This is a genomic window from Pantoea sp. B9002 (assembly GCF_013385945.1).
In the GTDB taxonomy this organism is placed as follows: Bacteria; Pseudomonadota; Gammaproteobacteria; order Enterobacterales; family Enterobacteriaceae; genus Pantoea.
Genome location: NZ_JACAPA010000038.1, coordinates 50533 through 63574, shown reverse-complemented (window position 1 = coordinate 63574; position 13042 = coordinate 50533). Strand labels below are relative to the sequence as shown.

At 51.4% G+C, this 13042-nt stretch carries 29 protein-coding genes; 28 read left to right on the top strand and 1 reads right to left on the bottom strand.

Annotated features, from left to right (window positions below):
• Nucleotides 1-266: 266 nt before the first annotated feature.
• A complete protein-coding gene (locus tag HX773_RS19065; protein ID WP_061718630.1) occupies nucleotides 267-980 on the bottom strand; it encodes a LexA family transcriptional regulator in 714 nt (237 codons plus the stop codon).
• Nucleotides 981-1087: 107 nt separating this feature from the next.
• On the opposite strand from HX773_RS19065, the gene HX773_RS19060 reads away from it, so the two are divergent.
• The 28 genes from HX773_RS19060 to HX773_RS18930 all read left to right on the top strand — a co-directional run bounded on the left by HX773_RS19060 (nucleotide 1088) and on the right by HX773_RS18930 (nucleotide 13042).
• Nucleotides 1088-1285, top strand: a complete 198-nt coding sequence (locus HX773_RS19060) for a Cro/CI family transcriptional regulator (RefSeq protein ID WP_061718632.1) — start codon at nucleotides 1088-1090, stop codon at nucleotides 1283-1285.
• A gap of 112 nt (nucleotides 1286-1397) precedes the next feature.
• Nucleotides 1398-1694 carry a CII family transcriptional regulator gene (locus tag HX773_RS19055; RefSeq protein WP_176972836.1) on the top strand — a complete coding sequence of 99 codons (297 nt, stop codon included), beginning with the start codon at nucleotides 1398-1400 and terminating at the stop codon, nucleotides 1692-1694.
• Between the two features lie 11 nt (nucleotides 1695-1705).
• Nucleotides 1706-2398, top strand: a complete 693-nt coding sequence (locus HX773_RS19050; protein ID WP_176972835.1) for a phage antirepressor KilAC domain-containing protein — start codon at nucleotides 1706-1708, stop codon at nucleotides 2396-2398.
• Between the two features lie 53 nt (nucleotides 2399-2451).
• The gene (locus tag HX773_RS19045; RefSeq protein WP_176972865.1) at nucleotides 2452-3396 is read left to right on the top strand and encodes a replication protein; all 945 of its coding nucleotides are present in this window, start codon (nucleotides 2452-2454) and stop codon (nucleotides 3394-3396) included.
• Nucleotides 3393-4085 (top strand): replication protein P, encoded by a 693-nt coding sequence (locus HX773_RS19040; protein WP_176972834.1) that lies wholly within the window; start codon nucleotides 3393-3395, stop codon nucleotides 4083-4085. Before HX773_RS19045 ends, HX773_RS19040 begins: the two co-directional genes overlap by 4 nt.
• On the top strand, nucleotides 4082-4237 hold the full coding sequence (locus HX773_RS19035) for a hypothetical protein (protein WP_176972833.1): 156 nt from the start codon (nucleotides 4082-4084) through the stop codon (nucleotides 4235-4237). Before HX773_RS19040 ends, HX773_RS19035 begins: the two co-directional genes overlap by 4 nt.
• Entirely contained in the window at nucleotides 4234-4578 is a 345-nt protein-coding gene (locus HX773_RS19030; RefSeq protein ID WP_176972832.1) for a LexA family transcriptional regulator, read from the top strand. The genes HX773_RS19035 and HX773_RS19030 overlap by 4 nt, the downstream gene beginning before the upstream one ends.
• Nucleotides 4575-4916, top strand: a complete 342-nt coding sequence (locus tag HX773_RS19025) for a hypothetical protein (RefSeq protein WP_176972831.1) — start codon at nucleotides 4575-4577, stop codon at nucleotides 4914-4916. Before HX773_RS19030 ends, HX773_RS19025 begins: the two co-directional genes overlap by 4 nt.
• Entirely contained in the window at nucleotides 4913-5116 is a 204-nt protein-coding gene (locus HX773_RS19020) for a hypothetical protein (RefSeq protein WP_176972830.1), read from the top strand. The genes HX773_RS19025 and HX773_RS19020 overlap by 4 nt, the downstream gene beginning before the upstream one ends.
• Nucleotides 5097-5588: a hypothetical protein gene (locus HX773_RS19015; RefSeq protein ID WP_176972829.1), complete on the top strand. Its 492-nt coding sequence runs from the start codon at nucleotides 5097-5099 to the stop codon at nucleotides 5586-5588. The genes HX773_RS19020 and HX773_RS19015 overlap by 20 nt, the downstream gene beginning before the upstream one ends.
• A complete protein-coding gene (locus HX773_RS19010) occupies nucleotides 5585-5752 on the top strand; it encodes a hypothetical protein (RefSeq protein ID WP_176972828.1) in 168 nt (55 codons plus the stop codon). Before HX773_RS19015 ends, HX773_RS19010 begins: the two co-directional genes overlap by 4 nt.
• On the top strand, nucleotides 5749-5910 hold the full coding sequence (locus HX773_RS19005; RefSeq protein ID WP_176972827.1) for a hypothetical protein: 162 nt from the start codon (nucleotides 5749-5751) through the stop codon (nucleotides 5908-5910). The genes HX773_RS19010 and HX773_RS19005 overlap by 4 nt, the downstream gene beginning before the upstream one ends.
• A 70-nt stretch (nucleotides 5911-5980) precedes the next feature.
• Nucleotides 5981-6226, top strand: a complete 246-nt coding sequence (locus HX773_RS19000; protein WP_176972826.1) for a hypothetical protein — start codon at nucleotides 5981-5983, stop codon at nucleotides 6224-6226.
• Nucleotides 6227-6229: 3 nt separating this feature from the next.
• Nucleotides 6230-6520: a hypothetical protein gene (locus HX773_RS18995; protein ID WP_176972825.1), complete on the top strand. Its 291-nt coding sequence runs from the start codon at nucleotides 6230-6232 to the stop codon at nucleotides 6518-6520.
• Nucleotides 6492-6929 (top strand): recombination protein NinB, encoded by a 438-nt coding sequence (locus tag HX773_RS18990; protein WP_176972824.1) that lies wholly within the window; start codon nucleotides 6492-6494, stop codon nucleotides 6927-6929. Before HX773_RS18995 ends, HX773_RS18990 begins: the two co-directional genes overlap by 29 nt.
• A gap of 309 nt (nucleotides 6930-7238) precedes the next feature.
• Nucleotides 7239-7688, top strand: a complete 450-nt coding sequence (locus tag HX773_RS18985; RefSeq protein ID WP_176972823.1) for an HNH endonuclease — start codon at nucleotides 7239-7241, stop codon at nucleotides 7686-7688.
• Complete coding sequence (locus tag HX773_RS18980; protein ID WP_176972822.1) at nucleotides 7663-8475, top strand: DNA cytosine methyltransferase; 813 nt, start codon at nucleotides 7663-7665, stop codon at nucleotides 8473-8475. The genes HX773_RS18985 and HX773_RS18980 overlap by 26 nt, the downstream gene beginning before the upstream one ends.
• A 98-nt stretch (nucleotides 8476-8573) precedes the next feature.
• The gene (locus HX773_RS26185; protein ID WP_176972821.1) at nucleotides 8574-8765 is read left to right on the top strand and encodes a protein NinF; all 192 of its coding nucleotides are present in this window, start codon (nucleotides 8574-8576) and stop codon (nucleotides 8763-8765) included.
• Nucleotides 8740-9384: a recombination protein NinG gene (locus tag HX773_RS18970; protein ID WP_176972820.1), complete on the top strand. Its 645-nt coding sequence runs from the start codon at nucleotides 8740-8742 to the stop codon at nucleotides 9382-9384. The genes HX773_RS26185 and HX773_RS18970 overlap by 26 nt, the downstream gene beginning before the upstream one ends.
• Nucleotides 9381-9506 (top strand): hypothetical protein, encoded by a 126-nt coding sequence (locus HX773_RS25985; RefSeq protein ID WP_255433267.1) that lies wholly within the window; start codon nucleotides 9381-9383, stop codon nucleotides 9504-9506. Before HX773_RS18970 ends, HX773_RS25985 begins: the two co-directional genes overlap by 4 nt.
• Nucleotides 9496-10263, top strand: a complete 768-nt coding sequence (locus HX773_RS18965; protein WP_176972819.1) for an antitermination protein — start codon at nucleotides 9496-9498, stop codon at nucleotides 10261-10263. Before HX773_RS25985 ends, HX773_RS18965 begins: the two co-directional genes overlap by 11 nt.
• 366 nt (nucleotides 10264-10629) lie before the next feature.
• Nucleotides 10630-11034 carry a hypothetical protein gene (locus HX773_RS18960; RefSeq protein WP_176972818.1) on the top strand — a complete coding sequence of 135 codons (405 nt, stop codon included), beginning with the start codon at nucleotides 10630-10632 and terminating at the stop codon, nucleotides 11032-11034.
• Between the two features lie 2 nt (nucleotides 11035-11036).
• On the top strand, nucleotides 11037-11267 hold the full coding sequence (locus HX773_RS18955; RefSeq protein WP_101763998.1) for a hypothetical protein: 231 nt from the start codon (nucleotides 11037-11039) through the stop codon (nucleotides 11265-11267).
• Nucleotides 11264-11731 (top strand): lysozyme, encoded by a 468-nt coding sequence (locus HX773_RS18950; RefSeq protein WP_176972817.1) that lies wholly within the window; start codon nucleotides 11264-11266, stop codon nucleotides 11729-11731. Before HX773_RS18955 ends, HX773_RS18950 begins: the two co-directional genes overlap by 4 nt.
• On the top strand, nucleotides 11728-12072 hold the full coding sequence (locus HX773_RS18945) for a hypothetical protein (RefSeq protein ID WP_176972816.1): 345 nt from the start codon (nucleotides 11728-11730) through the stop codon (nucleotides 12070-12072). Before HX773_RS18950 ends, HX773_RS18945 begins: the two co-directional genes overlap by 4 nt.
• Complete coding sequence (locus HX773_RS18940; RefSeq protein WP_176972815.1) at nucleotides 12069-12365, top strand: hypothetical protein; 297 nt, start codon at nucleotides 12069-12071, stop codon at nucleotides 12363-12365. Before HX773_RS18945 ends, HX773_RS18940 begins: the two co-directional genes overlap by 4 nt.
• Before the next feature lie 147 nt (nucleotides 12366-12512).
• Complete coding sequence (locus tag HX773_RS18935) at nucleotides 12513-12752, top strand: Ig domain protein group 1 domain protein (RefSeq protein WP_176972814.1); 240 nt, start codon at nucleotides 12513-12515, stop codon at nucleotides 12750-12752.
• Nucleotides 12753-12820: 68 nt separating this feature from the next.
• A complete protein-coding gene (locus tag HX773_RS18930) occupies nucleotides 12821-13042 on the top strand; it encodes a head fiber protein (RefSeq protein WP_176972813.1) in 222 nt (73 codons plus the stop codon).

The following is a 13042-nucleotide window of genomic DNA, read 5'->3' as shown; positions in this document are numbered from 1 at the left end:
ACAGCCTGCGCATTCATCCAATCCCAGAGCACTCGCTCCGGCCTACCTGCATCAGGTAGGAATCTCATTATTAAAGAGCTGACTTCCGTTTCTTGTTGCTACAGCGCCCTGCTGATGGATAAACAATACTCTAGGTATTATTCCATGGCAATACCCTGAGTATTAAAAATAATATCTGAAGTATTAAAATGATGATTGTGAAGGGAATTTATTTTTTGCAGGTAATAAAAAAGCCGCACTAGGCGGCTTGATTTGGCGGGATGCTTCTATACGTATCTTACTTTGGATTCGACAACCACGCCGATGATGCGGCAGTTACCGTTAATCGGTGTCATAGGCCATGCAGGGTTGAGCCCTTTGAGGTAGCGCTGCCCGCCGTCGATTACGAGCTTCTTAAATGTCGCTTCATTAGCATCGATTAGCTTGGCGACGACAAGCGATCCATTTTTAGCTTCTCTACCGGTATCAACAAGCACGCTATGGCCTTCGGGAATGCTTTGCCCGATCGGTGCCGTCATCGAATCACCCTCGACTTTCAGCCAGAATCCAGTGCCCTGAATCGGCACATCGGATTCATACCATTCATTTATCTCGCTGATCGAATAGGGTTCCATTGCTTCTTCCCATTGTCCTGCGCTGACCCAACTGAGCATAGGATACCTTCCTTTTGGTTCGTATGGTCCAGCGTAGGTCACGTTTTTATCGAGCGCTGGCGCAGAGGCTCCATCCACTTCTTTTGCCAACGTTGGACTGAAATCAGAAACAGGAACCTGGAGTAAGCGAGAAAAAGTTAAAGCAGCGCTTAAGTTAAGCGCGTTTCGGCCATTTAGGTAATGGCCTACGGCACCCTGTGTTATGTCCAGAGCGTCCGCGATATGTTGCTGGGTAATGCCCAGGCTTTTCTTCTTCGACTCGTACAGAGCCTTGAGGCGCTTAGCGTCTTCCAGCTGTTCCGGCGTCAACGTCTTTGTGTTTTTCATTCCCTGATTCTAATACCTCAGTTATTAAAATATGAAATACCGTAGGTATTGATTTAATTAATACTCGTAGTATTATTACTCCATCGGTAATCACGCGGAGGAAACCGATGGAAAAGATCACTCTCGCTGATTACGTCAAGGAGAACGGCCAGGCAAAAGCCGCCGACATTATCGGCGTTCACCAGACGGCAATCAGCAAAGCAGTACGAGTTGGCCGGAAGATTTTTATCACGACTTTGCCTGATGGTCAGGTCGTAGCAGAAGAAACCCGACCATTCCCAAGCAGCAAAAACGCCGCTGCATAAGCGGCACCGCTCTTTATCAATCTGACCGCTCACCTGTTGCAGGCGGGCAAAACCCAAGTGACTTGCTCACCGCAATGTCACGTATCTATTTCAACAAAAGGAATGATGTCACATGGAACGCGCACAGAAACGCACAGAGGCACGAAAGATAGAAAGTGCATTGCTGAACAAAATAGCAATGAAAGGTAGTCAGGAAATCGCCGAGCTGATCGGCATTGACCGGTCGCAGGTGACGAGATGGAAGAGGGACTGGATCCCGAAGCTATCGATGTTACTGGCGGTACTGGAATGGGGTGTCGTTGATGACGACATGGCCCGACTGGCAAAGCAGGTTGCTTCAATCCTCACAAAGAAAAAATCCCCAACTGCACGAACAGTTGAGGATTCTCAAATCACACTAAGTTTCTGAGGTAATTATACATGCAATTATCTACAGCAGTAAACACAACGATGACCAGCCGTGAAATCGCTGAGCTGACCGGTAAGCGTCATTCAGATGTTAAGCGCGACATCGAAGTGATGATGATTCAACTCCAGGAAGATGTGAGCAAATTTGCGCGCATCTATTTGGACGCAATGAATCGCCAGCAGACAGAGTATGCGCTTGATCGTGAGCACACCGAATGCCTAGTCACCGGCTATAACGCAATGCTTCGCATGAAGGTGATAAAGCGTCTGCATGAACTGGAAGAAGGAAGTCGTGCGCAGCTGCCCGATTTCAACAATCCAGCAATCGCGGCGCGAGCGTGGGCAGATCAGGTTGAACAGCGCCAGCAGCTAGAGAGTCAGCTGGCAATCGCCGCACCGAAAGCGCAGTTCGTTGACAGCTACGTTAACGCCAGTGGATCACTCAGATTCCGTGAAACCTGCAAGCTGCTTCATATAAAAGAGAACGCATTCCGCCACTTCCTTCTGGATAGCGAGATCATGTATCTGCTGGCCGGCAAACTTACCCCATATGCACAGCATATCGATGCAGGCCGCTTCACCGTGAAGACCGGTGAGAACCAGAACAACGGTCACGCCTTCACACAAAACAAATTCACGCCGAAAGGCATCCAGTGGATCGCCGGTCTATGGGCCGCTCGTCAGGTTCAGGAGCGCGCCGCATGAGTACCGCAAAAGTATTTGATTTTAATGCTGCAAAGCAACTCAGGAGCAACAGGATGGAGAACCAGAAACATGGGTACATCCCGTTGTACCGGAGCGTCAAAAAGCAGCCTTGGGCAAAAGATGTCTTTCTCAGGACGCTATGGGAGAACCTTCTCATTGACGCAGCCAGACAGCCATACACGGCGAATTACAAGGGCCATAGATGGCCTCTGGAGATCGGGCAACTGGTAACCACCTCAGCAGATTTAGGAATGGCTTTATGCGACCGAAATGGTGAGCCAACAAGCCGCCATTCAGTTGAAAGAATGCTGGCATTTTTCGAAAAGGAAGAAATGATTTCGGTGGTCGCCGAGCGCAGAAAAGGCACGCTGATCACCGTTCTGAATTACGCCGAATATGCTGAAAAAATAGGCTCTACCCCCGCGCATATGCCCGCGCATATGCCCGCGCATAGCGAAGCCAGTAACACCAAGGCTTCAGAGAGTGCCCCCGCGCATATAGGTGAGCATAAAGCCGCGCATCATGAACAAGAATATATAAACAATAATAAAAACCTTTCTTCGTCCAGGAATTCTATCGAATCCCCAGACGACGCTACGAAACGGTTTTTATCTCGTCACCCTGAAGCAGCTAACGGAGTCTACACAGCAGCAGGTAAATCATGGGGTACTGCTGAAGACCTGAAAGCTGCGCAGTGGATTCACAGCAAGATTCGCATGGTTGACGCTACCGCTGCTGAACCAAACTGGCCTGAGTGGGCAAACACAGTTCGATTGATGCGTCAGCAGGACGAGCGCAGCCATCACGATATCTGCGACCTGTTCCGCTGGGCTAATAAGCATCACTTCTGGGCTGGAAACATCCTCAGTCCCGGATCGCTCCGCAAGCAGTGGGGGACACTCACGGCACAGCGAAACACTGATCGTCCCACTTCAAAATCATCAGCATCCAAACTCGACTTCGATAACACCGATTGGGCGGAGGGCCTGCAAATATGAGACATCTCGTACAAGCAATCCAGAATCGTGATGCTGGCGCATTGGCCGCAATGACCCCAGCTGAACAGCCTAAGCAAGCGGTTCCACAGCAAGCAATCCAAATCTTCAACGAACTGTTCCGCCAACTGAAAGCTGCGTTTCCTGCGCTGTCGGCCAGCATCAAAGAACAGGAAGACCTGAACGAACTGAGACGCCAGTGGGTGCTGGCATTTGCTGAGAACGGCATCAACAGCATGGAGCAGGTTAACGCTGGCATGAAGATCGCCAGACAGCAGGCGATACCGTTCCTGCCTTCGCCTGGTCAGTTTGTCGCATGGTGTAAACAGGGTGAAAATCGTGCCGCTGGATTACCGTCAGACGAAGATCTGTACGACATGTTCCGGCTGTATTGCCGTGACCGCGGCATGTATGACCTGAGCGATAACTATCCATGGCAAAGCCCTGCATGCTTCCACATGATTACCGCCGTTCACAACCAAATGCAGTCTTTCAACTTGTCAGATGCAGAGTGCCGCAAGCGACTTGGCGAAGAGCTGCGCAGGATGTCGCGCCGCATTGAGTCAGGCGAAACCATTCCACCGCCGCGCAAACAGATACCAAAGTTGTCGATCCCATCAACGCCCAAGAAGGCGCTGGAAGGCATAGCTCTTCTTAAATCAACGCTGAAATCGAAAGGGAAATCATCATGAGCGAAGGAATCCGCATCAGATTTGAACGCCTGTATCGCAGCGTCCACGGCGATAAGCATGACCTGCGCCGAACGTACTTGGGCTATCGGGATGCCATTGTTGATCGCGCGTTTTTCTTCTGGCTGGAAGGTCGTCAAGGAGCCGCATCATGAGCAAATACCTCACACAGTGTCAGAGCGAGGTGCTCCAGTTCATCAGCTCACAAATCGCTGAAAACGGCATTGCACCCACCTACACCGAAATCGGCAAGCACTTCGGCTACTGCGCCAGCAACGCTTACCTGCACGTCGATGTGCTGGTCAGGAAGGGCCACATCCATCGGGTGAAGGGTATCAGCCGCGGCATCACGCTGACCGACACGGCCGCAGTGGAAATGCCCGACATCAACGACAGCGAATACTGGTACGAAGGCGTGTTCAAACCACAGCTTTACCAGCGTGACGTGGTGGACGCCATCAAATCGGCCGGCATGAAAGTTAAGGAGTTCGCATGACACAGGTAATTCACGGACTGCCCAGCAACATCATGGTGACGCTGGCTACCGACCCGGCGCTGATGCATGTGGTAGAGCGTTGCCTTGAGGAAAAGGAATTCGTAGACCAGTTCATCCGATTGTCTGGCGTTGGATTGCCACGACCACCACGGCACGCACTGGATGCAATGGTTGATAACGCAACGGGTTACCGCTCTGACCAGTACCGGAAATTCTTCAGTGAGTTTATCCCGTTCGTACACCGCTCCGTATATCTGCCGATGAAGGCACAATTTGAGCGCGATTCCCGTTCCGAAAAAGGCGGCAAGAGCAAAACTAAGGGTGGAGGTGGATTTTGAGCAAATTACATTACTTCGATATTTCAACCGAAATCCAAATGCCTCTGGACATCAAACAGGGCTACAGAATACGCGGACTTAAAGGGGCAGCATGCGGTTACATGCGAAAAACCACCACCGATGCGTCAAATGTGACCTGCAAACTTTGCCTTCGTGAAATGGAAAAATCTGGAGCCGCCAATGAACAAACTAACCGCTGAACTATTGCACCAACTCAAGTCAGCAGCGAAGGAAGAAATCATGTGTCGCGAAGCCTCTGACACATCAGACGCATGGCAGGATTTAGCCAGCCCGGAAAACATCTTGCTGCTGGTTGAGATTGCCCTGCAGGTGCTAGAAGCCGAACCTGTTGCTGATGTCGTTGCATGGAATCATCCGAGCGAAGAGAGAAAGTGCAGCGTCCAATTGCGCCGATTTGACCTTAAGTCTGGCCCGTTATTCATGCTGGCACCGCAGCCAACAACGGACACCTACCGGCAGATTGAAAATGATGGCTGGATTGAGTGGAAGGGCGGCAAATGCCCGGAGGCATACAGTACAGAAGTTCAAGTCAAATACCGTGATGGAATGGGCATGGAAGATGCCGCCGGTGATTTTAGCTGGACTCATGACAACGAGCCGGACGACATCATCGCCTATCGGGTGATTGAAAATGATGGGAGGGAAGGATGAAAGAAGAATTAGAACGCGCAGAGTTCGAGCATTGGGCGGAGGAGGCTGGCGCGCTTCCTTGGGGCAGCCTCAAGAGCCGGCGGATTGGTGATGGTTATTCAGCTCAGATTTACAACTACATGTGGCGAGCATGGTTGGCCAGAAGCCAGCAGGAGGGCGCGTGAATGATTACCGTTTTGATGGCAGAGCTCTGCACATCGCTAAGCACATCATGCAACTGAGAGAAATTGCACGAATTGAAAACTGGAATGATGCTCGGCTATTGGCCGCCATTCAGAATGAATTAATCGCCGCAATGAAATGGTCAAGCAATCAGAGGTAACCATGAACCAGTTTACCAACCATCAAACCAGCGGCGATGATTGCCGTGAAAGTGGAGAGGGGGAAACCAGATGCCATACATAGCTGCAATTTTATTCGCGATATCAGCACTGGCAGCAATCTATGTTGTATCCAAAAGGCTGGAAGAAAAGGATGAGGCTTTTCACATCCGCATCAACAAAAACGAGGTGATTTACTGGAACCTCCTGCCGAAAAAGCTGCGTTATTGGGGCTATAAGCAAGACTGGTATGACGGTCCCGTTCCGTGCTTCGGCTTCTGGTTCTTCCATTTTTACATCTGGCGGAAGGAAAAATGAACCATGAGCAACGTAATCCCCCTAAGACCTGACCCACTCCGCAATCTCTACGAACTAATCGACAGCATCCACGACACCAACCCTACACCAGAGACTAAGCGCATCGCAGATGAGGCTTTGGCATTGGTGCAGAAAATGATTGAGGCTAGAGAGCTGGAGCGCGGCGTTATGCCGACCAAGCTTTGCGACGCTGTTCGCGACATCCGTCAGCTAATAGACCAGCAAGGTGGCTATAACTTTGAAGCCCTAAAGCAGGAGCAAGCCAATGGAGAAGATGACGTTTTTCCTGCGTAACGAGCAGGTACGACGAAACCTGATAGAGCAAATCAATAAACTCCCCCTGAACGACCACCACCCCCTAACTGTACGCATCACCGACTTCGACCGCTCACTACTCCAGAACAGCATGTTCCACGCGCTATGTGGCGATGTGGCGCGTCAGGCTATCTGGCTTAATGCCCAGCGAACAGCGGTGCAATGGAAAACGCTCTTCGTATCTGGTCACTCAGTAGCGACAGGTCTTGGCGCGGAAGTGGTGCCGGGGCTGGAAGGTGAGTTCTGCAACATCAGGGAATCAACCGCAAAAATGGGCATTAAGCGCATGACAAGTTTAATCGAGTACTCCACCGCGTGGGCTGTCGGCAACGGCGTGAATCTCCGCGAAGTGAGGTACACCGGCGATTACTTCGGGAGGGCAGCATGAGCAAAAGCAGATACCAACATCACACACAGGAAGAGTGCAACAAGGTAGGTAAGCTAAGAAAAATGGGGCTGACATACGCAGTCATCAGCCAGCGAATGGGATTCAGCGTCCACACTTGCCGCCATATGTTTGCGAGGGCGAGATAAAGAAACGCAAATCCATATGGGAACGCTACGAAAACCACGCCATCTACGACACCAAATCACCCCGCAAGAAACGCCAGCCACAGCCAACTGAATCTCAAGTGCCAACTTTCAGCTATTTGGAAGGGCTGCGTCAGTCTGTGGCTAACAGAGTGAGATTCACGCGATGACCTTGGAAGAAAGGCTCTTATCGAAAGTAGCAAAGAATCCTAATAGCGGATGCTGGGAATTCACAGGAAGCCTCTACAAAAATGGATATGGCCAGATATGGAATGGTGCTCGCGCCGAGCAAGCGCACAGGGTCGCATACCGATTCTATGTAGCAGAAATTCCTGCGGATAAAGAGATCGATCACCTCTGTAAAAACCGCAGGTGCGTGAATCCCAAGCACTTGGACATTGTCACCCACCAAGAAAACATCGCCCGCAGCAATACAGTCATGGGCGAGAACGCCAGAAAAACACACTGCATGCGAGGGCATCCGCTGGAAGGTGAAAATCTAATCATTACGAAGCAGAAAACACGTCAATGCCGCATCTGCTCAAACATGCGCGCTAGAAATGCAAAAGCTCGCAGAAAGGAGAAGAAGAATGCCAAAGCCGTTTGCCTGGTATAACGAAATCGACCCCTACGCCGCCCAATGGTTGCGTAACCTAATTGAAGCAGGACACATCGCCGCCGGCGTTGTTGATGAAAGGAGTATTGAGGATGTTACACCCGGAGATTTGCGAGGCTTCACACAGTGTCACTTCTTCGCTGGAATCGGCGTCTGGAGCTACGCCCTCCGCCAGTCAGGATGGAGTGACGATCGGCCTGTGTGGACAGGAAGTTGCCCATGCCAACCTTTCAGCGCGGCAGGCAAAGGAAATGGATTTGATGACGAGCGGCACCTATGGCCAGCACTCTTCCACCTCGCAGAAAAGTGCAAGCCTGACGTCATCTTTGGTGAACAAGTTGCGAGTCAAGACGGACTTACTTGGCTCGACCTTATACAAACTGACCTGGAAGCAGCGGGCTACGCCGTTGGGGCTGTTGATACCTGCGCTGCGGGCTACGGCGCTCCCCATATCAGACAGCGTCTTTACTGGGTGGCCGACGGTTCGTACATGCAAGACTGGGCACACCAAGGGCAACCCAAAGCGAGCGCTGAAACATCGCTCACGACTGGAGGACGCCATTTTTCTGCTTTTGCACAGCCAGGAAAGACAAACGGCTTCTGGTCAGATTGTGAGTGGTTGCGTGGGGCTGACGGACGACTCTACCCAGTTGGGCCCGGAGCATTGCCGCTGGTTGATGGGTCTACCAAGCGAGTGGGCAGAATCAGCGCCTACGGAAACGGCCTAGCAACAGGTAACGCAATTGGATTTATCCAGTCATTCATGGAGGTCAAAGATGCCGCGTGAACGCTGCCACCGCTGCCACACCATCCTCACCAGTGAAGATAAGCACTGGTACTCAGTCGCATGCGAATCATGCGAAACAGACCTCAAGTGGGAGGAGTATGAGCAACACAACCCCATCAAATCCGCATACTGGCGCTGGCGAGCTATCTGCTTTGGTGTGCGTGTTCTGCGCTATTACCCTGGCCGATTGCGAGACCTATTGCTGCAGCGCTTGCGAGGTGGAGCTAATGAGCGACCCGAATTTCAGGATGTGCGGAGGAAGCGATGAGGAAAGTCAGAAGGCGATGTAAAAATACCGACTGCCGCGAATGGTTCCATCCAAAATTCAGCAACCAATGGTGGTGCAGCCCGGAATGCGGAACGGTAATCGCATTAGCCAAAAGAGAAAAAGACCGTCAGAAGTCGATACATGAAGCAGAACGACGACGAAAGGATGAAGCCCAGCAGGAACGACGCAGTATCAAAGTCCGCAAGTTAGAACTCAAGCCCGCCAGTTACTTCAAAGCCCAAGCCCAGCAAGCCTTCAATCAGTTCATCCGCCTTCGTGACCATGACCAGCCCTGCATCAGCTGCGGAGAAACAAACCCTCCCGATTTGCATGGCGGACAGTGGGATTGTGGGCACTTCAAAACGGTTGGCGGCTTTCCAGAACTCCGCTTCGTTGAAAAAAACGCTTATCGCCAGTGCAAATCCTGCAATGCCGGATCGGCAAAGCATGGGGCTAAGGCTGCAACGGTGGCGAAGCAGTACGAAGCCAATCTGGTGCTTAGGTTCGGGCAGGAGTTGGTTGATTGGCTGAATGGCCCACACGAGATGACGCGCTACCGCCGGGAAGATTACATCCGCATCCGCGACGATTACCGGGCAAAGGTGCGAGAACTCAAAAACCAAATGGAGCAGGCCGCATGACCGACTACCTCAGACAGAAGTGGCTCCGGCTACGCATTATGAAGATGCGCGGCATGGCGGAGATAAATTACCGGATTATCAAACTTGAACTGAAATTGAGAGGTGCGCGTTATGGGGCTTGAAGCAACAATAAAATTTCACTTCCCGAAGGGCCAGAACTTCAGCGGAACAGCACCACAGACTTCACCAGACACGCTTACCGGCACTGATTACATCGCAGCCATGGGAATGGTTCTGAGTATCGCGCCACTTGGCTACAGCGCTTTCATGGGGAAGGTAGGAGTAAGTGAGAACGACGCCGCACGCGCCGTATCCCTGTTAACTGATTATGCACTTCAAACCTGCGATAAGGTTCCAGCCTTACGCAAACTCGACACCGATATTAAACCAGCCGTTATGCAAACTCTCGCAACTTATGCCTACATGGATTACTGCCGCAGCGCCGCCAGCGTAAAGCCTTGCGACTGCTGCAATGCGAAGGGCTTTATTGAGGCGGACGTGTTCTCGATGAAATCACCCCTGTCCGGCGGCGTTGCCCGAAACGTGAAAGAGGTGGTGCGTGTGCTCTGCAAACCATGCGGCGGTAAGGGCTTAGTTTCGACAGCCTGCCGCGATTGTAACGGGAGAGGGCGAGCGGTCGATCGCAAGCTGACTGAAGAGCAGGGCGTACCGGTTATGGGCGACTGCAAGCGCTGCTGCGGGCGCGGTTTCGAACGCATTCCCTCAACTGACGTGCACCGGTCAATCTGCGAAATTACCGATGACATCAGCCTGGACACCTGGAAGAAAAGCGGTAAGGCTTTCTATGAGCAGTTGATCGGCAAGCTGGAGATTGAGGAATCGTGGGCAAACTCAGCATTGAATAAGGTCACTGCGTAGCGCAATAGGAAATAGCTCATTAATTTATCGTGAGCTATTTACTTTTCCCGAAGCTGGGGATATGATTCCCAACAGTTGAAGTTGCGCACTGATGTTTGCAGGGTGAGTGCAACGACAAGTTCCATCACAGTGAGTGACATAAAAGCGCCGCGGCTACCAACCGATGGCGCTTTTTTATTGCCTACTGAAAACCAAATCTCAAAATCAGGCACTTTTGCGATTGCCTGAGATTAAAGGTCAGCCATAGAGCTGATCACTTCTTTCGCCCATGCCAGCCAATCCAAACTCACTCGTTATCCTGTGTGGCATCGGGCGTCTTTTATTCACAGCAATGGGCCGGAATATCCGGGATCGCCGGAGACGGCTATGGACTTCGAAATTACCAAAGAGTTTTTCATAGGCGCCGGCGGTTCACTTGCTGCCTGCGTCGCTGGAATTCTTGGATTCTCCAGATACTGGGTAAGCGGAAGGGCGGCAAACGCCAATGACCGCTCTCAGGTGAACATGCTTCAGTTTCTGACCGATGAGCTCAAGAGCACAAAGGCAGAAAACAAAGAGCTTCGCGATGAGATAGAGCAGCGCGACGAGACTATCCGGAAATACTGGGCGGAGATTGGAGAGACAAAAACCTCCCTCCGGCTCATCCAGGAATCTCAGCGACACCTCGAAGAGCAGAACACTCTTCTCAAAGAACAAATTCACGAACTCACCACATCCAACATCGAGCTGATGAAGCAGGTGGTAGAGCTCAGGGATTCACTGAGGGTTTAACGATGACAGAATTACTGGACGATCGTCCCGTCACCCTGCGCACCGTGCTCATCGTCTCTCTTACCTCGCTAGCTATTTTCCTTGGTGGTATGTCATCAGGGTATTTCCTTGCCCGGTCTGAATACCTTCCAAAGACGGAAGCGCGAGACAAAGTGGTGAATGAAATTAAGCAGAAAGTTGACCAGCTACCTCAGCAGATTAACCGGGACATTCAGGAGGATCAGAAGCGATGAGCCAGATTATTCAGATCCTCAATTTTGAGGAAGGCTACAAAGAAAAGCCTTACCTCGACACGCTGGGTTATCCGACTGTTGCAGGCGGAATTAAAATTGGCCCTCAGGGTGCCAGCCTGGCGAATTACACATTCTCGGTGCCGAAGCAGGTTGGAGACGTTTGGAAGTTAGCTCTCGTAAATAGCAAAATCAGCGAGATGAAGACATATCCGGTTATCGTTGCTGCCATGGCTCAATGCAACCCTGCACGAATGGATATCCTCGAATCGATGGCATATCAGCTAGGTGTCGTAGGGCTGTCAAAATTCAACAAAACACTCATCTTCATTTCAAATGCCGACTTCATCAGCGCGTCCAGTGAAATGCTGAATAGCGCATGGGCGAAGCAAACACCATCAAGAGCCCGGCGTCACGCTGATGTGATGCGCACCGGCAGCTACGACATCTACAAGGGGCTGATATGACATTCCTTGTATGGCTACTGATTATCTTCGCCATGATTATCGTGCTGCTGCTGATCCGCAAATACACCAGTCTCGAATTCGTTGCCCATGCCAAATTATTGTTTAAGGCGTGGAGCGTTTGGCTTGGTGCAATCTCGGCGGCGGTGACCGGCTACATGATGCAGTTTCCAAATGCTGCGCTTGACGCGTGGAACTCGCTACCTCCGGATGTGAAGAGCTTCATCCCGCCAAACCTGCTTGGTTACATCAGCCCCACGTTGATGGTGATGGCTGTGCTTGCTCAGTATGTGCGGCAGAACAAGCTGAAAGACCGAGCTGACCAGATGAGAGGCAATCCATGAGCGAAATACTCTCCCTCTTCTCTGGCGGCTGGAATTACGTTCTGGCCGCACTTGCTGTCGTGGCTGCATTACTGACGAGTTACTTCGGAGGTAAGAAAGTTGGCACTGTCCAGACGCAGGCAAAAGCAGATGTGGCTGCTGCTGAAAAAGATAAGAGCCAGGTTGAGGCAGTAGCGAAGAAACAGAATGAGAACGCGGAGGCCGCCAAGAATGTTCAGTCGATTAATTCCGGCATTAGCGATAGTGCTGCTCGCGACAAGTTGCAGCGGTCGAAGTACAACTCAGCCGACTAACCAGCCAACACAGGTAGTCGATTCATCCTGTAGCGCATTCTCACCCATCATCACCCACGGCGATGACTACAAGGTCATGGACATCAGAACCGTCCGGGCTATCAACGCTCATAACGACCTGTACGACAAGCTGTGCGGAGACAAGAAATGAATCCACTTAAATGGCTGCTGACTAAATCAGAGCCTTCAACCAGGGAAAGCACCGTGAGCGATATCACCGCATCAGATCCAGTAGCAGTAGAAGCACAAGAAACAGCTCCAGTAGTTGCAGTAAAATCCGGCGTGAAAGACTTCGAAGCAGCCTTCAGCTTCGTTGAGCAGGGTGTCGCTCAGTTAGGCATCGCAGCTAAAGATGAGCTGAAAGCGCTGGCGCAGAAGTACCTGTAAGGCATTACAAGAGCCATCAACTTTTCCAGGTGGCTCTGATAATGACTTACCCAAGCGAGGAATCGAACATGAGCACTAAATGCATGTCAGTCGGCGGCTACCCGGTAGATGTAGCAACGCCTGAAGATATTGAGGGTGGTGATTACACGCTACCGGCAGCAACGACCACTGCGATCGGTGGTGTGAAGAAAATGGCAACGCAGGCTGATTCAACCGCAACTGATGTTGCTGGCCTGGTGGCAGACTTCAACGCGCTGCTTGCTAAGGCACGAACTGCGGGATTGATTTGA